The organism is Gimesia chilikensis, from assembly GCF_007744075.1.
Classification (GTDB): Bacteria; Planctomycetota; Planctomycetia; order Planctomycetales; family Planctomycetaceae; genus Gimesia; species Gimesia chilikensis_A.
Genome location: NZ_CP036266.1, coordinates 100,596 through 120,416, shown reverse-complemented (window position 1 = coordinate 120,416; position 19,821 = coordinate 100,596). Strand labels below are relative to the sequence as shown.

General features: G+C 54.8%; 11 protein-coding genes. 4 read left to right on the top strand and 7 right to left on the bottom strand.

Annotated features, from left to right (window positions below; all coding sequences use genetic code 11):
- Positions 1–20 precede the first annotated feature (20 nt).
- From HG66A1_RS00545 to HG66A1_RS00525, 5 genes are all read right to left on the bottom strand, one after another.
- Positions 21–3,050 (bottom strand): carboxypeptidase regulatory-like domain-containing protein, encoded by a 3,030-nt coding sequence (locus HG66A1_RS00545; RefSeq protein ID WP_145179800.1) that lies wholly within the window; start codon positions 3,048–3,050, stop codon positions 21–23.
- A 423-nt stretch (positions 3,051–3,473) separates the two neighbouring features.
- Entirely contained in the window at positions 3,474–4,475 is a 1,002-nt protein-coding gene (locus HG66A1_RS00540; protein WP_197996918.1) for a carboxypeptidase-like regulatory domain-containing protein, read from the bottom strand.
- A gap of 834 nt (positions 4,476–5,309) precedes the next feature.
- Positions 5,310–5,999, bottom strand: a complete 690-nt coding sequence (locus HG66A1_RS00535; protein ID WP_145179796.1) for a hypothetical protein — start codon at positions 5,997–5,999, stop codon at positions 5,310–5,312.
- 41 nt (positions 6,000–6,040) lie between these two features.
- Positions 6,041–6,574 (bottom strand): hypothetical protein, encoded by a 534-nt coding sequence (locus tag HG66A1_RS00530; RefSeq protein WP_145179794.1) that lies wholly within the window; start codon positions 6,572–6,574, stop codon positions 6,041–6,043.
- 85 nt (positions 6,575–6,659) lie between these two features.
- Entirely contained in the window at positions 6,660–7,424 is a 765-nt protein-coding gene (locus HG66A1_RS00525; protein ID WP_145179792.1) for a hypothetical protein, read from the bottom strand.
- A gap of 557 nt (positions 7,425–7,981) precedes the next feature.
- Here HG66A1_RS00525 and HG66A1_RS00520 point away from each other — a divergent pair.
- Positions 7,982–10,396, top strand: a complete 2,415-nt coding sequence (locus HG66A1_RS00520) for a DNA topoisomerase (ATP-hydrolyzing) subunit A (RefSeq protein ID WP_145179790.1) — start codon at positions 7,982–7,984, stop codon at positions 10,394–10,396.
- 83 nt (positions 10,397–10,479) lie between these two features.
- Positions 10,480–12,411, top strand: coding sequence for a type IIA DNA topoisomerase subunit B (locus HG66A1_RS00515; protein WP_145179788.1), 1,932 nt, complete (start codon positions 10,480–10,482; stop codon positions 12,409–12,411).
- A 180-nt stretch (positions 12,412–12,591) separates the two neighbouring features.
- Here HG66A1_RS00515 and HG66A1_RS00510 read toward each other — a convergent pair whose 3' ends face one another.
- Complete coding sequence (locus HG66A1_RS00510; protein ID WP_145179786.1) at positions 12,592–14,844, bottom strand: coiled-coil domain-containing protein; 2,253 nt, start codon at positions 14,842–14,844, stop codon at positions 12,592–12,594.
- Positions 14,845–15,502: 658 nt separating this feature from the next.
- On the opposite strand from HG66A1_RS00510, the gene HG66A1_RS00505 reads away from it, so the two are divergent.
- Entirely contained in the window at positions 15,503–17,770 is a 2,268-nt protein-coding gene (locus HG66A1_RS00505; RefSeq protein ID WP_145179784.1) for an ATP-dependent helicase, read from the top strand.
- A 140-nt stretch (positions 17,771–17,910) separates the two neighbouring features.
- Entirely contained in the window at positions 17,911–18,861 is a 951-nt protein-coding gene (gene xerD / locus HG66A1_RS00500; RefSeq protein ID WP_145179782.1) for a site-specific tyrosine recombinase XerD, read from the top strand.
- A 13-nt stretch (positions 18,862–18,874) separates the two neighbouring features.
- Here the strand turns inward: xerD and HG66A1_RS00495 are convergent, their stop codons facing one another.
- Entirely contained in the window at positions 18,875–19,816 is a 942-nt protein-coding gene (locus tag HG66A1_RS00495) for a DUF1559 domain-containing protein (RefSeq protein ID WP_145179780.1), read from the bottom strand.
- Positions 19,817–19,821: the final 5 nt, after the last annotated feature.

Here is a 19,821-nt window from a genome sequence, read left to right as displayed (position 1 = left end):
CAACGTTGAGGGGGCGACGATCAGTCGTCTTTCTTTTTCAGAGCTTCGACGAGTTCGTTGATTTCCATGCTGTTGAGGCGGATTGCGGTTTTCTCCAGCATTTTCTGGTAGTGTTCCCGGCCGCTGGTTGAGCTGGGGAAGCCGATGTTCTGGCCGTCCTCTTCGTCGTTATTACAGGTCGCCAGGATTTTGCCGTCGGCATCGAGGATGGCCCACCAGGGAATGCCGCCTTGTGCGCCGGCGCGGATTTTCTTCATGATTTCACTGGAGCCGGTCCAGCGGTGATCCAGCTTGATCCAGATGTAGTCGCGCTCCCAGATTTTGCGTTCGCGATCCAGGTAGAGGGAAAGCAGCCGACAGGGACCACACCAGGTGGCGGTTTCCTGCACGATGACGCGTTTGTTCTGTTCCTTCGCCTGCTTGAGCGCGGTTTCGAGTAATTCGTTCGCGTCGCGGGTCGGGTACTGATTGGCTTTGAGAAACTTGAGCAGCTTCTCCTGATTGATTTTGCCATCGACGGCGAGTTCTGACTGCGTGATGCGGGCCAGCTGTTTGCCGTGCGTGTCTGTGACCAGCAGTTCGAACTGCTGCGGGTCGAGTTTGAGGTTCCATTTGTCGGCGAGGGCCTGGGCGGCTGCGCGTTTTTCGCCCGTGTCACTGATGGCCATCACCAGGAAGGAATAGAGCTCTTTGCGAACGTCCTTGTCTTCGTAGCGGAGCTTCATCAACTCTTTGATGGCTTTCGATTGGGGATCGCCGAAGAGCAGCATGGGATACTGACTGGTGAGGCCGCCCAGTCGTTCGCTTTTTTGATAGCGTTCGAGGGGCGTGCCTGTGACGCCGAACGCGGAAGCGATGCGTTCGTCGAGCGTAGGTGGGACATACGGTTTGGACGGCGGTTTGACTTCGACTTCACCCAGGTCGACCGGCTGGCTGTCTTTCACCTTGATTTCACCTGCGGTACGCCAGGAGATATTGGCAGGATTCTTGTCCGGACGGATGACCAGGGAGAGATTGTAATTCTGCCCGACGACCAGATCCTTTAATTCAAAGCGTCCCATATCATCCGTGGTCACTTTGCCCCCATACGCGGTTCGGAAGGGAGAGAAACGATCTTTGCCCAGATAGACTCTGACGCCGTATTGTAGTTCGCGGCCTTTCAAGGGTTCCCCGCTGGCGCCATCAATCAGAGTGCCGAAGGCTGATCCTGAGGGTTGGAGGGGGATGGTCACGGTTTTGTCGTCCGGTCCGATCTCCACGACGCCTGTGAGCGTTTTATCTTTGTTGCGGGCATAGATGACCACCTTGTGGAGTTCACGTTCGACTTCGAACTTCCCTGCTTTGTTGGTCGTGGCCTGCATGTCACGACCTGCGAGACCGTGGCGATAAATGCCGGAGACCGAAGCATCGGGTACGAGCTGGGCTGGATTGCCTGCGACGACTGTGCCGTTGAGGATGCCTTTCTCCGGACGGACGGTATGGAAATTGAATTCTTTTTCGGTCTCTGTCGTGATATCAAACTTCTCGATCTTGTTTTGTGACGGGCCGCGCAGATCGAACTTGCCGGAGCCTACGAACAGTTCGAAGTCGCCGTTTTTATCGGTCGTCGTGCGCCGAACGATCATGGGGCGCACCGATTTCCGGCTCTTCTCCGGGTTCGGCAGATCGACGTCTTTCATATTGTGGGCGGCCTGACCGTACTGGTAGGAGTAGATCGTCTGTCCCTCGACCGGCTGATTGTCTTTGCCGGTCGTGACGCGACCAAAGAGACGGGTGGCGGGGCGGAGCTTAAAATCGAGACTGGTACGGGGCTGGTCCGGCTGGAGGGCGAAGCCGGTTTGGGGCGCTGTGGCCCATTTCTCATTTCCGGCGGTCACCAGGTAAACCATGTTGGGGGCAGCTTCAATGGTATAGTGTCCCTGGTCATCGGTGGTTGTTGTGCCGCGGAAGGAATCGATCATATAGCCTTCACCGGATGCAGAAATCGGAATGCCTGCCGCCGGCGATCCATCGGGGAGGGAGACCTTGCCCGAGAGCGGGACGAGTTTCTGCAGGCGCATGGTCAGCTTGCCTTTGTCTTTCTCCGGGTCGTACATGGTGCGGAGGTGCGCGTATCCTTTCCCGCGGGGCCACATGGTAATGGGCGTCTGTTGCCAGTGCGGGATCCAGTCGAAGTTGACCGTGCCTGACTGATCGGTTTTCGCCTGAATCAGGTTATAGAAATACGAGAGATTGACATCGCGGGGCTGACCTTCTTTCTTGAGATACCAGGGGGCAACTTCGACGCCGGTCAGCGGCTTACCGGCGCTATCAACGACTTTGATCGACAGTGGCTGTGTGCCATCCAGGGTCAGGCGGATGGGATGGTCGGGGACTTCCGGCCGTTTGGCCTGCTGATCGCCGTACTGTTCGCGCGAGAGTTCATAAGACCGGTAGTCGAGACCGTGCCCGTCGCTGAACGCGAAGATGGTTTCAATTTCCAGATCCTGAGGCAGCAGGTAGGTTGCTTTGCCGGTCTGATCGGTCTGTTGCGAGCCCCAGCCACGGTAGTTGGCGAGCAGGGCTGTCGTGGCTCCGGGCAAGGGTTTTCCGTCGCCATCCACCACTTCCAGGACCAGACGCCGCGGCGGTTTGAGTTGCAGGCGCAGCTTGTTCAGAGAGGAATCCTCTTCGATGGTCTGCCAGGGAAGACGAAAATGTGCCATCTGCTGATCGGGGGCACTCACCTGGATGGTCTGACCGCGCAAGCGAAGGGGTTTGCCTTTTAAGGTGAACCGGCCCTGGGCGTCGGTCTGCGTTTCAATATTGGAGTTGTCGGGGAAGCTCTGGACTGAGAAATCAATCAAGACCTGCGCGTTGGCGACGGGCTTATCCTGTGCATCAACGACGGTACCCTTGATGGTCAGTTCGGTCTCCTCAGCGGGCTCCGCGGCGTGTAACACGACGGGTGCCAGCAGTGTTGATAACAGCAACAGGGAGCAGAGGAATCTGAGGGCGCGATTTTGTGAACGATTGAATGTGCAACGACTGAGCAGCGTTGAATGGACCATGGCAACAGAACTCGCGAGAGAGGAGTAGAGAATGGTTTCTCAGTTCACAATCCCCGGGTGTGCCTGAGCCCGGCTGGTGTGCTGGTCGGCGTGAGTGGTGTCACTGACCGGGGGAATCTGAGACGCTACCCGCGGTTCGTTGCCGACACTTCTGATGATAGCGAATGGGATACAGGGGTTCAAATCTTTTCTGGTGGTTTCGATTTTCTACCACGAAAAGCGTGAAAATGAACCGGTTACGACGAAACCGGTGAGCATCACTTAATCGCACTCAGATAGTCCTACTTAGAATCCTGAAAACTGAAAGCGTGTTGTTTCCTGAGGTCTGTGATTACCACCGATTACGTGCGTGGTAACCAGTTTGATTTTTTGCTACCACGAAATGCTCGAAAGACACGAAAATGGCCTGGTGGCAGACCTGGGTCAGGGTTTGCGGTCTTGTTCTGGCGCCGGTGGTTTGGGGGTGAGTTGGACTGTTAAGGTGCCCTTGTCTTTGGCTGGATCGTAAAAGATGCGGTGCGGAATATATTTCCTCTCTTCGAGAACCAGATACATCCGCTGCTTCTGCCAATGGGGGATCCAGGCGAAGACGGTGGTGCCCTGGGCATCGGTCGTCTGTGTGATCTGCTGGGTTGCGTAGAACATCTGGGGCAGAGGCATGGGCCTGGACTGGTCGGATTTGTGTGCAATCCAGGGGGCGATTTTAATACCTGGCAGCGGCTGGCCCTCGGCTGATACGAGCTTGACTTTGAGGGGCTGTGCGCCAGCGAGCGTCAGTCGCACTGGATTGTCGGGGAACTTCGGAATCTTGGGATCCGGTCTGAATTCCGGGGGAGAATTCGCTTCCCGCTGAGTGGTATAGACAAAATAGTCGGCCCCGTAGCCATCGCGGAGGGCAGCGACATATTTCAGATCGACATCCGGGGGGATCTGAAACGTAATTTTTCCTGCACTGTCGGTCTTGCCCGTTCCCCAGTTCTTCACGAAGTCCATGATGCCCGTGAGGGCTGCGGGAACCGGTTTGCCTTTCGCATCGACGACTTCCAGCTCGATGCGCTTCGGTGGTGTCAACTGTAGACGGAGGTCGTTCAATTCAAGCCGTTTCGGTTCCCTTAAGGAAGGGCCGGGCAGAGAGAGTTGTGCCATCCTGTTTTGCGAATCTCTGGCCTGCAGGGTCTGTCCCTGAATGTGCCAGAGGTCGTCGGTTAACTTGAAGCGTCCCTGGGCATCGGTGGTGGTTTCGAGGTTGGGCAGGTCTAACTCGAACCAGTCACGCGACTCGATGAAGACCCTGGCCCCGGCGACGGGTTGATTCTGTGCGTCAACCACTGAGCCCTGGATTGTCTGCTGGAGGGGAGTTCGCGGGTTGTCGGCGCGACTCTGTAAGGGCGCCAGCAGTGTGATTGACAGGAGGAGTAAGTGCATTGCGAAAGGCGATCTGCCGACGCGGTTCAAGGCACGTAGAAAAACGGTAATGAGCTGAGACATGATGTGTGACGTTTTTAAAAGATGGAACGAGGTTTTCATTTCACCACCCCGGGTGTGCCTGAGCCCGGGGAGATGAGGTGCCGGTATAAGTAGTGCTTAACGAACAGCGGTCTGGTGAGATGCTGCGGACTGTTCATCTCCAGTCTGTGCGATGATATCGAGTAGAATGCGGGTGTGCAATTTTTTTACGTTCTGGCGTGGGGAAAGTTCTGTTGTGATGTTGCGTGGCTCTGTTTTGATTGACTGTGGATTGTCTGTTGGGCGAGGTCGTATTGTCATCCGTCTTTACCCAAACGTATTACCGGCAGCTAGTGCTTTGCCGCTCACGATGGAGAGGAGGGAGGCTGTCTGATGTTGTTGCATCATCGTGAAGGGGACGGGGGCGTCAAGACAGAATTTTGTCCTGGTGTGACCGGATTTTGTCCTGATTGGTCCGGGATTTTGTCCTGCTGCGTCCCGGTTCTGTCTCGAATTGCCCTGAACATTGAGGCGTTTATTCACTGTAGAGAGAACAGCGGTGCGAGATGTTCCAGTGGAGAGGGGGTGAAAATGGAGGGTGATTCCGGTGGTGATGAGTCACTGGTGCGACGTGTTCCGGTGATCGCGGACCTGCCTCGCGCGCGAGCCAGAAGGGGAAGAGGATACGTGGTGGCGGGGTGTCGTCAAGAGCAGGTTTGCACCCCCGGTAAACAGCCAGAGCCACTGCCTGAAGTTCAGGAGTGGCTCTGGTGTCTGATGTTAACGAAATCGTTTCTGAATTGGGGTTCAGAATTACTTCTCGTAAGAAGCCTGGTTCAGCTTGGAAGGCTCTGGCGGTACAGCAGGAGTTTCTTCCTGCTGCTGAGGAGCGGCTTCCGGCTGAGCTTCGACGGGGGCACCGGTGGAGTAGTAAACCGGTCCCTGTCCGTAGTGGTTATGACCGCGACAGTGCTTGCAGCCATGTCCGCGGCAGGCACGACAGTCACGTGTGTGGTACATGCTTGGATCTGGTGGCGGCGGAATCATGCCGGCCCGTGGTTGCCAGGTCGGTACACTCTGGTAGTAGAAACCGAGCTGAGTGGTATCGGTGGGCATGTAGATCTGCGGATAGTTTGCCGGTCCGGTGGGGCCGGGCTGTCCCATGTACTGGTTCGAGTAGTACCGCTGATACTGCACCGGGGTGCGTTGAATCATTTGAGCGGAAGGAGGGCACCAGCCATGACCGGGTGAAGTATGACATTTTCTCAGGAAGGCCCAGCCTTCGCGTGAGTTGTAATTGCGATAGACGCCGTCCCCGTCAAAGCGGTCGGAATAGCCGGGGGGGCAGTTATAGCCGTAGCCACCACCTCGCACGTGATGACCGACCTGCTGGATCTGTCCCGCGCCGGCGGTTGTTTTCTCTTCAGCACTTGCTGTCACAGTATGGAGCATGACGCCGGTTACTGCCAGAATCGCAAGGCTTTGCACGCTTAAGATTTTCATGTGAATCTTCCTGGACCCGATAAAGGCTACTGGGTTTTAAATTACTGAACGATGCGAGAAATGGGAGTAATGCGGCTGGAGGGAACGCCCCATCCGTAGTTGTAAGTCTGACGTACGGTCGGAGCCAGAGGCACAGCCACAGGAACGCCATAGCCCTGAGCACCATACAGCTGTCCGTCGCGACCATCGAAGTAGTAAGGATCGACGGCGTAAGTCATTTTGTAGTGTCCGATAGGAGCACAGCCTTTACCACCGCAGCCGGTGGGAATGAAATAACCGAATTTGCAACGGAAGAATTCGCGAAGCGATCCGCGTTTTCCGATGCCGGCTGAAGTCCGACAGTGCGGACAGTCACCACCACCCGAGTAGGTAGCACCATTCGAATAGGAGTAGACATGGTTGTGTTTGCAACCACATTTATCATTGAGGTAGCCCACCTGCTGGATGGGAGCAGCCTGTTTCTGGTTCAGTTTCAGGCCGCCAGGCTCACCTGCATGCAGGCCCTGAGCAGAGAGAACCGTCACGATGCCGGCGACTGCGACGAGCCCTGCGATTTTATAAGTTAACTTGTGCATTTTATAACTTCCTGATCGTATCTCTGAGTGAATGGCTCAGCGTGATAAACGTTTTCCGGTTGCAACAACGCTCCGTGAGAGGCCGTTATCTCACCATAGGAGGAATGAACTTGGGGAAAAATCCGAAATCTGATTTGTACTTCACGTTGACGCGGGTACCTTCGAGTTCCCACCGTTCGTGGGAACGCATACCGAAGGGAGTCCAGATCCAGCCCCCTTTAACGTTGTAGAAGTAAGGGCCATACATGGCGTTGTACTCATGCGGATAGAGCATCTCATGCGGAGAGAACGCCTGGTTGGTAATAATGGTCCGTCCGACGTAATCGGGAATCCCCGGTTTGGGACTGGGATACATGGGAGCTCCCAGCTGCGGGTATCCGGGCAGGACGTTCATACCAGCCATTGAAGGCATGGGCTGAGCGGCTTTGTAATGTTTATGGTCTTTGAAGTGTCCGTGGCTGATGGGTCGTGCCTGGACAGCATTGTCAAAGGGAGCCGGTGTGGAGGTAATGATCCGCGGCTGATTGCTGACCTGCTGAATCGGACCGTATCCCGAAGCACGACGTCCGAGAGTAGGACGCTTGACGAACACTTTCTGGCTGGACTGCTGGGGAGCTGCCTGCTGTTCGTGAGCGACCTGCTTGATGTCAGCCGACCGATCCTTGGAGCGGCTGAATGTTCTTTTGAACCAGCTGACCGGATTATATTTAGACGTACTCGACTGGACTTCCTGCTGCACAACGGCATTATTGACCGCACCTGGCTCAGCAGCATGTAGTGCCGGCGCCATCAGAATAAACGCCGGTAACAGTCCTGTGAGCAGGGTTACCTTCAGACTCGTCTGAGCCATAACAATCCCTCCCTGGATTTTATTGTGGTTAATCCACCAATGAGACTGCGGCGAAGGCTCGTCGGACCTCCGTCAGTCAATTATAATGTTCAAATGTCTTGTGTCTGAACCGGTACTGGTTCCCCGTTGTGGCTGAGTCATGTCACAAAGACCGCAACGAGCCCCGAAATAGATGAATTTTCACTTTTCAGAGTTCCGGTCAATTTTGTATGTTTCAATCGCCAGATTGCGACCCTCTCGAAAAGAAAGCCACTAGTCCAAATTTCGGCTGGCAGGAATCGTCGGAATGAGTCATTTTGTAACTACGATGACGATTCGTCCTATTTTCCCGAATTATTGTCTATTTAACGGGTTACGAGTGGCCTCATCTGTTCAATAATCGTTTTAACAGATACAATCCTCAATGTTTTCACAAACAGAAAATCCGACACATTTTTCTTAAACTACCAGCGGGAATGACCCGAATTCTGAATAATAAGCCCGCGTGAGATCGATAACCTGATGGTCGTCTGCTGACCTTCAATCGGGACGGGTAATCGAAGTTTTTGGAGAGACTCTTGGCGAAACGAAAATCAGCCAGTAACGGCGCAGAGAATGGCACCAACGGAAATGCCAGCGTTGAAACGGACCGTATTGAATATGTTCCCATCAGTGAGGTCACGCGACGTCGCTATCTGAACTACGCGATGTCAGTCATCACTTCCCGGGCGTTGCCTGATGTCCGGGACGGTCTGAAGCCGGTACAACGCCGCATTTTGTATGTGATGTACCACGACTTGCGTCTGGTGGCCAATGCGAAGCCCCGTAAATGCGCTAAAATCTGTGGTGATACGACGGGTAACTACCATCCTCACGGTGACGCTTCCGTGTATGATGCCCTGGTCCGTCTGGCCCAGGACTTCAACCTGCGGAACCCTCTGGTCAATGGCCAGGGGAACTTCGGTTCGATTATGGGTCTGCCGGCCGCTGCTGCCCGTTATACGGAAGCCCGTCTGACCGGCATCGCAGAGCATCTGATGAATGAACTGCGATACCAGACCGTCGAAATGCGTCCCAACTATGATGGTACCCGCAATGAGCCGGTTGTCCTGCCGGCCCGCTTCCCTAACCTGCTGGTTAACGGAGTACACGGGATCGCCGTCGGGATGGCGACGAACATTCCACCTCACAATCTGGGCGAAGTAGTCAAAGCCTGCACGCATCTGATTCATCATCCCGATGCGACCGTGGCCCAATTAATGAAATACATTAAAGGTCCCGACTTCCCGCTGGGAGGCCGGATCGTCACGGACAAACGCTCTCTCACCAATGTCTATAAAGATGGCCGCGGACCGATCAAGATCCGGGGCGAGTGGAAGATCGATACAGACAAAAAAGCCAGTTCGAAAAATGCCCAGCGGCTGATCGTTTATTCGGTACCTTATGCCGTCGAAACCGGATCTCTGCTGTCGGAAATCGGGGGCATTGTCGAATCACGGAAGCTGCCCCAGCTGCTGGATGTCGCCGATGAAACGGACGACAAGAACGGTCTGAAGATCGTCCTGGAGATCAAGCCGGATGCCGACCCTGAAACGGTAATGGCCTTCCTGTATAAGCACACGCACCTGGAACAGAACTTCGCCGTCAACCTGACCTGCCTGGTTCCCGATGATTCTGATGTACTGATCCCCCACCGTTGCGATCTGCGGGAGATGTTACAGTACTTCCTGGACTTCCGTTTCATTACGGTCCGCCGCCGCTTCGAATATCAGCTCGAACAGCTGGAACGCCGGATCCATATCCTGGAAGGTTTCGAAATCATCTTCAACGGGCTGGATAAAGCCCTGAAACTGATTCGTGCCAGTAACGGGAAACAGGATGCCGCTCAGAAGCTGATGGCCGAATTTCCGCTGGATGAAATCCAGACCATGGCCATTCTGGAGCTGCAGCTGTACCGCATCTCGAAACTGGAAATCAATACGATCCGCGAGGAACTGGAAGAGAAACGGGCCGAAGCGGACCGGATTCGCAAGATCCTGGCTTCCGATAAACGACTCTGGAAGGTGGTTGAAACCGAACTGAAGGAACTGGGCGAGGAATTCCCCGAGAAACGCCAGACGAAGCTGGGTTCTTCGGACGAAATCACCGAGTTCGATCCGCAGGCGTATATCGTCAAAGAAAACACGAACGTGGTGGTCACCCGCGAGGGATGGATCAAGCGCGTCGGACGGCTGCAGACCAAAGGCGATACCAGAGAGCTCGCTAAGACGCGTGTCCGCGAGGGAGACAGCGTGCTGGATGTCGCACCGGGAAGCACCCTGGATCATGTGGTGTTCTTCTCCAGCGATGGTGTCGCCTATACGCTGCCGATCGAGCAGGTTCCGGCTTCCTCGGGTTACGGCGAGCCGCTTTCAAAACATGCCCGCATGGGGGATGGGGCGAGCCTGGTGGCTGCGATTACCACAGACGCCCGGTTCACACCGGAAGATAAAGCGACGAAGAAAGAGCCGATTCCTACGCCGCACCTGCTGATCGTCACTGAAAAGGGGCAGATCATGCGGATTTCGTTCAGCCTGTTCCGCCAGGCATCGACGAAAGCGGGCCGTAAATTCTGTCGGCTCGGAAAAGACGACCGGGTGGTCTATGCCGGCCTGGTGGATGAGGCGGAAACGATGTTTATCGCAACCAAAGATGCCCGTGTGTTACACTGCGAGATCGAAGAAGCAGCTCTGCTCTCGAATCCCGGTAAAGGGGTTAAAGGGATCAAGCTGGAAAAAGGGGACTCCGTCATGGGTGCCCTGCAGCTCACGCGGCCCAGCGACTGTCTGCGGGTCATCAATACCAGTGGCAAGAAAATGACTTTCGGCCAGATGAAGTACGGCGTCACATCCCGCGGCGGTAAAGGGGTCAAAACCAGCCAGCGGAGCGGGTTCGCCGAGATCCTCTATCCGCCTATTGAAGTGGTGGACTGGGACGAGATCGAACAGGAATAAGCCTGCAGCGGGGCGACGTTCCCATCGCGAGCAGACAAACAATTCAATTACAAGTTCATTGAGAAAAGACGACCAGTAAAATTATGGCAACGGCAGCAAAATCATCTGACGCTAAAAAATACTCCGCTGATGACATCGAAGTTCTGGAGGGGCTCGAAGCGGTCCGCAGACGGCCTTCGATGTATATCGGGGGTGTAGACATTCGCGGACTGCATCACCTGCTCTGGGAAATCGTGGACAACTCGGTCGACGAATACCTGGCCAATGAAGCGGACACGATTGTGGTCACGCTGCATAAAGATGGTGCGTCGTGCAGTGTCAAAGACAACGGTCGTGGGATTCCGGTCGACAAGCACTCCAAGACCAAGAAGTCTGCCCTGGAACTGATTTTGACGACCCTGCATGCCGGTGGTAAATTCTCGGACAAGAACTATGCCCGCAGCGGTGGTCTACACGGTGTGGGTTCATCAGTGGTCAACGCGCTGTCTTCGGAAATGGTAGCGACCGTCTACCGGGACGGGCACCAGTATGTGCAACGTTATAAAAAGGGCAAGCCGACGACCCCGGTAAAGAAGGTCAAACCATTCCGCGGGCATGGAACGGAAATCCATTTCCGCCCGGATGATAGCATTTTCCGCCGTGTGCACTTCAACGCCGATACGATCCGTCAGCATCTGGAAGACATCGCCTTCATTCATGGCGGGCTGAAAATCACGTTCCGGGATGAAGTCAAAAAAGAGACACACGAACTGTCACATCCGGAAGGGATTCGTGGTTACCTGGACAAGCTGGCAACCGAACAGCAGAAGAAGCCGGTTCACGAACAACTGTTTTACGCGGAAAAAGAAGACGAACATATTCGCGTGGAACTGGCCCTGAGATGGACCGACGCGACCGACGAGCAGGTTCGCAGTTATGTGAACGGTATCCGCACCCATGCCGGGGGAACGCACGAAAGCGGGCTGCGGTCGGGGATCGCCAAGGCGGTCAAGAATTACATGGACGTGCATAACATCAAGCACAAGGGGCTCCAGATTTCGACGGATGACATCCGCGAAGGCGTGCTCTGTTTGATCTCGGTGTTCCATAACGATCCGATGTTCCAGGGGCAGACCAAAGAGAAGCTGAATAACCCGGAAGTCAGTGGCTTTGTCGAAGGGATTGTCCGTCCGCTTCTGGAAACCTGGTTGAACAACAACCCTTCAATCGCCGACGCGGTTGTGGGACGTATCGTTCTGGCGGCCCGGGCCCGGATGGCCAGCCGCGATGCCCAGAAAGAAGTTAGACGCAAGACACCCTCCAACCGCAAGTCGACCCTGCCGGGCAAGCTGCTGGACTGCCGGTCCAACAAGCCGGAAGAGTCCGAACTGTTCCTGGTCGAAGGTCTGTCCGCCGGTGGTACCGCAGCGATGGGGCGTGACAGCCGCATTCAGGCCGTGCTTCCCTTACGCGGTAAGGTACTGAATACCGAATCGCTGGCCGTCTCCAAAATCATGGGGAACCAGGAAATCAAAGACCTGGTCGAAACACTGGGCACCGGCATCGGTGCGAACTTCGATATTCGCAACCTGCGTTACAACCGCATCATCCTCCTGATGGATGCCGACAGCGACGGTTACCACATCAGCACACTGCTGCTGACTTTCTTCTTCCGGCACATGATGGAATTGATCCGACAGGGCAAACTGTTCCTGGCTCAGCCGCCGTTGTACTGCATCAGTGTGGGGAACGAAAAATATTACGCCCAGGATGATGTACAGAAAGAAGAGATCATCGAGTCTCTGCCGGCAAATCGTAAATACGAAATCGGCCGCTTCAAAGGTCTGGGTGAGATGACCGCGAAGGAACTGAAAGAGACGACCCTGGATCCCAAAAAGCGGGTGCTCCTGAAAGTCGACATCGACAGCCAGCTGGATGCCGACGCAACGTTCTCCCAGCTGTTCGGTAAAGACGCCAGCCAGCGGTATGATCTGATCATGGAAGAGGCGATTGAAGCCGACGACATCGATTATTGATCGAAAGTCCGTAATCCGGCCTTGATCGCTTCGCGCCCCTGCCGATACTACTGATCGGTCTCAAGAGAATTTGTCTTCCCGGGTCAGCAGTTGTGCATTGAGTATCGCGCACAAAAAACGGGAGGCGAACCAGATGATTCGCCTCCCGGCTTAAATTCAACTCAGTGGAAAACCGATGGTTTATTTAACCGAAGCGGTTTTCTCAACTGGTGGTGGCAGTTCTGTCTCGTTTTTCTCCACGGTCAGGTCGTTACCGATGGTCAGGGTCAACCAGCCATCGTTGGCAACAATATCTTTGATGTGCAGATAAACGGTCCGGTTTTCCAGTTTGGCCTTAATCTGTGCGTCTTCAACACGATCCGGAAATGCCTTTTCCATTTTGTTGCGAACCACGCCAGAGCGGGCGATCTGAGAAGCAACGCTCTTGGGCCGCTCAACGGGAGACGATTTGATGGTTCCCCGTGTGATGGAAATCTTATTGCCTTCAACTTTGAAGCTGAGAGGTACAGTGATTTCCTGAGTCGGAACGGCGGTTTCGCCTTTCTGCTCAAACCCACAGCGTAAAATCAGGTTGAGTGTGTTATCACTGATCTTAACCCGGATCGGATCATGATCATCGAATGCCAGAATGTTGGGACCTTTGTCAGGATCAACGGGTGGACGCTGCAGCTTGACCTTGCGGCCCAGAACATCGGCGATCGATTTTTCAAACTCGGTGATCAGATCCTGATCGGAGATTTTCCGGCCTTCCAGGTTCATCCGGGAGAGGCTGTTGTTCATCAGCGATTCGTGCATCTGCAGGACAACGCTCTCGTCGGAAGCGATCGAGAGTGGCGGCGAGTTAGCGGCCAGTTCTCCGGTATCCATCAGACGGGTGCGGACATAAAGATGAGTATCGGTAGACGCATAGCTGCGGGCAGACGGGAACAGGCCGTTGTCACGCAGACGCTTGTTGAACTTCTGACCGACTTCCTCGTTGGCTTTGGTGATGCGTTCGTCAACTTCTTCGTCGAAGCGGGGACGAACCCGATCGCGAACACGCTGAGCAGCGATGGCTTCTGCTTCAGGACGCAGTTCTTCAGTGCGGCGGTATGCCATTTTGCGTCCCAGGCCAGCCAGCAGCGGGATGCCATCCAGCTTGGTGGAAGCACCCACAGTGGTGTTATTGGCCTGCACATCAACCCAGGCGGGCTGTGTTGTGAACAGGTCACCGTTGAAGTTAATATCCTTTGCACCCCAGAACTGGTGGTGCCCAGAGGTGTAGATCGTAGCCTGGCTGGTCTGACCGGAGGTTTCACTGTTGGTGACACCGTTCAGAGTCAGAGCGAAACGCAGAGTCGCATCGCTGGGTTGGAAGTCAACGCCAACTTCAGTGGTCGTCGCCTGGTTTCCGGTAACATAAGCACCGAGGATACAGTCAACAACAGGACCGGTTTCGCAGGTGCTGTCTTTGATCAGTCGGTTCATGAAGTCTTCAGCGACCATAACCCGCAGGTTGTAGTTGAAGTAGTTATTCCGCAGAGCAGTCGTCAGCGGCTCCAGACCACCTTCCAGTTCTTCACGCAGCAGAGCGTATGCTTTACGGGCTTCGAAAGCATACTTGCTGTTCTGGGTGACTTCGTATTCTTCCAGGTTTTCAACCAGGGCAGCGAGTTGTTCGCGAATCTTGCCTTTGTTGATCTGGGTTTTGCCTGGCTTGGCTTCTGCCAGGAAAGCGTTGATCGATTTTTCCAGGTCCTTGAACTGAGCACGGTTGAAGAACTTCCGCTGTTCGGCATCTTCAAGAGCACCCCGGTTCTGGAATTTGGTTTTCAGAGCCTTGAGCAGATCCATCAGTTCGACTTCAGAGTAGCTGTTTTTCAGCTCTTTCTGCAACTGGTTCAGCTGCAGGTAGTCGACCCAGCCATTTCCATTCTGCAGAGTACCCAGGTATTTTTTGAGTGCTGTAGCAGCAGCTGCAACCTGGTTCTGCCTGGCTTTCATCTGGGCTGCTTTGATCGTTGCGATGTTGACGTTCAAAGTTTTCAGAGCGGCATCAGCGATATCAACGCGACGCTGCAGGCTGCTGGCGTATTCAGCCAGGGCCGGCTGACCCTTGGCTTCGTCGATCTTCGCCTGCAGGCTCTTCAGAGTTGCCTGCTGCTGTGCAACGGGCAGGTCCGATTCGTAGAGTTTTACAAGCAGGTCAGAAACCTGTGTGCTCCACTTGGCCCATTTTCCCTCGAGACCTTCGGGGGCCTCGGAAATTCCTTCAGGAACTTCGGCTGGCAAGATGCCTTGCAGTCCGACATCCGCTTTTTCTGGCTTCTTATCTTCAACAGCCAGAGTGGTTGTGACAACCAGCGCGAGGCTGGCGATACCCAGTACAGCAAAACTGACCATACCATAATAAAGCGAGCTTTTTCTGGCTGGCTTGAATTCCTTGAGAAGCATGTCTGATCGCACTCCATCGGCAAAAGGACTCGAATCACGGTGGCCACCGTTAAACGGAAACAGGGCCTGTCAGGCCCGCGTTCTCTCGTGTGGTGGTGGAAACTACCGTTGTAAAATAATTTATCGTCATTTACCGGTCAGGAGTGTGTTGAATTCCTACATCCCAACCGGCATTCAACTAAACCAGCTTCATAACCTGCAAAACCCTGTCTGGAAGCAATTTCCAGAAATAGAATGTTCCGCAGATCGAAATCTGGCGTTTTTTATTGGAGCGAATTTGAGCTGAAAACTCCGGGCATATTCCCCAGTCCCTGAAATCGTTAGAGTCTGAGGTTGATTCTGCTTTAACTCAGGAGAGATCCAGATCATCATTCCATCTTAGCGCAGTCTAGTAGACCCGCAAATATTGTGCAATCAACCAAAGCACCTTGAACTCACAACATTAACAAAACGTACGAAAGTTCACTATTATTTCTAAATCTGGCCTGATTTCTCAAGCATTTTTTGCATTAGATGTCAAATTGCTCTCGAAACAGACTCTTTCTCAGTGTGAAAACTGGGAATCACTGACGGTTCGATTTGGAATTTGAGCCCCCTGCCCTTACATTGATGATTTCAGAAACGGAACCATTCAGCTTCGCTTGAAAAGGATTTTGACTTGGATTTTCAGCAGGTCCTCACACCGGAACAATACGCTGCCGTCAGCCATCACCAGGGACCACTGCTGGTACTGGCTGGACCCGGTTCGGGAAAGACGCGCGTGATTACTCACCGGATTGCCTCGCTGATCCAGGCAGGCGTGCCCGCGAATCAGATATTAGGAATCACCTTCACCAATAAAGCCTCGGATGAAATGGGCGAACGGGTCCAGCAACTGATCCCCGGCATCCGCGTGGAGATCTCGACCTTCCATAAATTCTGCGTCCGCATTCTGAGACGCTACGGCAGAGCCGTTGGCCTCGACAGTAACTTCTCGATTTTTGACACGAGCGATCAGCAACAGCTAATTCGTTACGTGCTTAATGAACTGGACATCGACACGGTAGCCTACAATCCCTCGACGATGGCAGGCATGATCAGCCGTGCGAAGAACGACCTGATCACCGCAGAGCGATATGCGGAAGCGTTTCAGGAATCGATCGGCGATCATCTGCAGGCGGTCGCCGCACGAGTCTACCCCGTCTATCAGCGACTGCTGCTCGAATCGAACGCCGTCGACTTTGATGATCTGTTGCTACACGTTGCCAGCCTGCTTAAAGGTTCGCCCGAACTGCGAGCCACCCTCGATGAACGTTATCAATATATTCTGGTAGACGAGTACCAGGACACCAACCTGGCACAATATCAGATCGTGATGGGACTCTCACTGAATACCCGCAATCTGTGCGTCACCGGCGATCCGGATCAGTCCATCTATGGCTGGCGTGGCGCTAAGATCGAAAACATTCTGCAGTTCGAACGCGACTTCCCGGACTGTCAGACGATTCGGCTCGAGCAGAACTTTCGCAGTACGAAAGAAATTCTGCGCGTCGCCGACAGCCTGATTGTGCACAACCAGCGACGAAAAGTCAAAACGCTGTTCACCGAGAACCCGGAGGGAACACCGGTCGAACTGCTCACCTATAATGACGAGCGACAGGAGGCGGAAGAGATCGCCCTGCATATCCGCCGCGCCGTCGACCGGGGCGAATTTGAATACACCGACTTTGCCATCTTTTACCGCGTGAACTCGCTCTCCCGCGAACTGGAGCTGGCGCTGGCCCGTCATAAAATTCCTTACCAGCTCGCAGGCAGTGTCGCATTTTACGAACGGACCGAAGTCAAAGACCTGCTGGCGTACCTCAAGCTGATTAACAATCCGGATGACCGCGTGGCGTTTGGCCGGATCGTGAATAAGCCGCTGCGGGGGATCGGCAAAACCACACAGAGAAAACTCATCCGCTGGGCCGACGAGAAAGGAATCAGTCTGCTCGAAGCCGCACATCAGGCTGCAGACTGTTCGACGCTGTCCAAGCGGGCCGCGACGATGGTTGCCCGGTTCGCTAAAATGATCTCCGGATTCTCACTGGCCGACACCGGGTCTGTGGCCCAACTGATGGAAGTGGTCATCGACAGCACCCGGATGATCGACAGCTGGAAAGAGAGTCCGGATGAAGACGATCAACAGCGGATCGCCAACGTGAACGAACTGGTCTCCACCGCCCGGAAGTACGACCAGATCTTTGGTGACGAGACGACGCTGGAGGGGTTCCTTGAAGTCAGTACTCTCGCCAGTGCCACCGATCAGCTGGATGCGGAATCGGGACAGGTGACACTGATGACGCTGCACGCCGCGAAGGGGCTGGAGTATCCGGTCGTCTTTATTATCGGCGTCGAACAAAATCTGATTCCTCACGAGCGAGTGCTCCGCGAAGAGCTCCGTGATGGTCTGGAAGAGGAACGACGGCTGTTCTTTGTAGGCATCACTCGGGCCGAACAGAGTCTGTACCTGACACAGACACGCGAACGCTCACTGCGCGGGCGTCCCTGGCGAACGATCACCAGTGACTTCCTGAAAGAGATCGATGTCGAAGTCAAAGACATGACCGATTTCCTGGGTGAGCACCGCTCGCATTTCGATGATTTCGTCGAATCTGTTAAACGGGGTGAGGTCGACACCGAGGCACTGAAGGCGGCGACTCCCCAGAAAAAGCCTCTGCTGATGACCGGGGCTGACCTGTTGAAGCAGACCCCCGAAGCAGCCGAACTCCCGCAGGGATTCTCGGTGGGCATGCGGGTGCGTCATCCGCGGTACGGAGTCGGTACCGTCATGGGCATCAGCGGTTTTGCCCGCAAACGCATGGTGACCGTGCTATTCGACGAAATGGAAGAGGGTCAGACCTTCGTCGCCGCCCACTGTCCGCTACAACCGTTGGGACTGCGCTAACCGGCCCCGCGTTCATGGCATCTGATGCTTCCTTCCGATAAAGCCTCTGGTCCCCGCTGCGCCGTCTGTTAAACATGAAGTAGCAGACAGTGACATCTGCGCAGCAGCGACGTTGGACTCATCTGAAGCGAAGGACTTGCATGCCTCCCCGAAAGCGACCGCCGGCAAATTCAAAATTCCAGGTTCGCAAACCGGCCGATCCCGGCGTGCATCTGGAACCGTTCCTGAATTACCTGGAAGCCGAATGTGGAATGGCGGCCAACACCGTCTCTGCCTATCGCTCCGATATCACGCAGTTTCTGGACTGGTACCGCAGTCAGCCCTCCCGCCCCTTGAGCCAGGTCGATCTGAAGTTTCTGAGCGGGTATCTGCAACACCTCAATAAACGCCGACTGGCCGCGACGACCGTTTCGCGACACCTGGTGACAATCAAGCTGTTTTTCCGCTATCTCGTTCTGGAAGGAATCCTGGCAGAGAGCGTCGCCGATCTCTTGAATTCTCCCAAGCTCTGGAAATACTTGCCGAAAGTCCTGAGCCCTGAGAAAGTCAACGAACTGCTGATGGCTCCCTGCAACGCCGATAAGTATCCGCTCCGCGACCGTGCGATTCTGGCGATGATGTATGCGACCGGCTGTCGCGTGAGTGAGATTGTGAATCTCCCACTGGACTCCGTCAAACTGGCGGAAGGCTATGCACGCTGTGTAGGTAAAGGGAACAAGGAACGCATGGTTTCACTGAACCCGGTCGCGGTGGCGGCCGTGGAAGCCTACCTCAAGTATGAGCGTCCCGATCTGACCCGACGCAACCCGGCAGAGCAGGCACTGTTCCTGGGCCGAGGCGGTAAACAGCTCTCCCGGATCATGGTCTGGAACATCGTCAAGAAAAACGCGGCCCGGGTCGGCTGCAGTAAAGAGGTCAGCCCGCATACGCTCCGGCACAGTTTCGCGACCCACATGATGGCCGGCGGCGCCGAGATCCGCGCGCTGCAGGAACTGCTGGGACACGCGAATATCCGCACGACCCAGATTTATACCCACGTGGATCACAGTCGCCTCAAAGCGGTACACCAGATGTATCATCCCCGTGGCTGATGCACGCGGCGGGTTAGAACGCTTTTTTCATCAGCTTTCCATCCGCGCGGTTTCCCAGCTGATGCAACAGCGGCGCGTCGATATTCTCTGAAATGAACTGCACCCTGCCATCTCCAAATCCGAAATGGGCGCCCCCCGCATGATAGCTGCCAAAGCCTCCCATCTTCAGTAGCGGGTCCCCTTTGTCTTTCCCAGAATCAGCATCCGAATCCGGCTCCAACCCGGGTGGTTGGGTGTACCTGTTGTCTCTCCCCGGTTTGTCCCCATTGATAGAGCTTGTATTCCGCAATGTTGCGGAGGTGCCGGATAACCACCCCAGATTGTCTTTGGTATAGAAGTGTTCGCCGACAAAAATCGTGTTGGAACTGCCGTCTGTAATCTGGTCATAACGGATACTGCTGTTGAGAAACATCACGCCGTTATTCTCGCTGTCCAGCGGTGCTTCAGTACCGTTGTAACAGGCACCGTAGTTGGTCTGAAACAATGGGACGCCCTCTTCAGAACTTGCGTACGTGTAATAGTTCATCGGGTCGGAGGGACAATGCAAAACGACCATCTCCACTTCGCGGACGTCGTTGTTGGCGGGCGCATACACACTCTGCTTGAAGTCGATGTGCTCGAACACAGCCGGCTGATCCAGATACGGCATCAGCCCTGACAGCCAGTTCATGTGATACCCCTTGGGTTCATTTTTGATGGGACCGGTATCGTTATAGACACCCGCCGGCAGCATTTCGTACGCCATCTCGTAATTCTGCAGCGCCAGGCTGATCTGGACGAGGTTGTTCTTGCAGCTAACCCGTCGCGCTGCTTCACGGGCCTGCTGAACCGCAGGCAGGAGCAGTGCGATTAAAACCGCGATAATGGCGATGACCACCAGCAGCTCAATCAAGGTGAAGCCAGGTCGCCGCCGTTCACGGGCGCTGCGAAATCTGAAAGGAACTTCGTTCTTCATTTCAA

Excerpts from the sequence above, each read along its gene's own strand:
- HG66A1_RS00535 (WP_145179796.1), bottom strand. The coding sequence starts at position 5,999 with ATGAAAATCTTAAGCGTGCAAAGCCTTGCGATTCTGGCAGTAACCGGC.
- HG66A1_RS00515 (WP_145179788.1), top strand. The coding sequence starts at position 10,480 with ATGGCAACGGCAGCAAAATCATCTGACGCTAAAAAATACTCCGCTGAT.
- xerD (WP_145179782.1), top strand. The coding sequence starts at position 17,911 with ATGCCTCCCCGAAAGCGACCGCCGGCAAATTCAAAATTCCAGGTTCGC.
- HG66A1_RS00530 (WP_145179794.1), bottom strand. The coding sequence starts at position 6,574 with ATGCACAAGTTAACTTATAAAATCGCAGGGCTCGTCGCAGTCGCCGGC.
- HG66A1_RS00525 (WP_145179792.1), bottom strand. The coding sequence starts at position 7,424 with ATGGCTCAGACGAGTCTGAAGGTAACCCTGCTCACAGGACTGTTACCG.
- HG66A1_RS00540 (WP_197996918.1), bottom strand. The coding sequence starts at position 4,475 with ATGCACTTACTCCTCCTGTCAATCACACTGCTGGCGCCCTTACAGAGT.
- HG66A1_RS00495 (WP_145179780.1), bottom strand. The coding sequence starts at position 19,816 with ATGAAGAACGAAGTTCCTTTCAGATTTCGCAGCGCCCGTGAACGGCGG.
- HG66A1_RS00510 (WP_145179786.1), bottom strand. The coding sequence starts at position 14,844 with ATGCTTCTCAAGGAATTCAAGCCAGCCAGAAAAAGCTCGCTTTATTAT.
- HG66A1_RS00545 (WP_145179800.1), bottom strand. The coding sequence starts at position 3,050 with ATGGTCCATTCAACGCTGCTCAGTCGTTGCACATTCAATCGTTCACAA.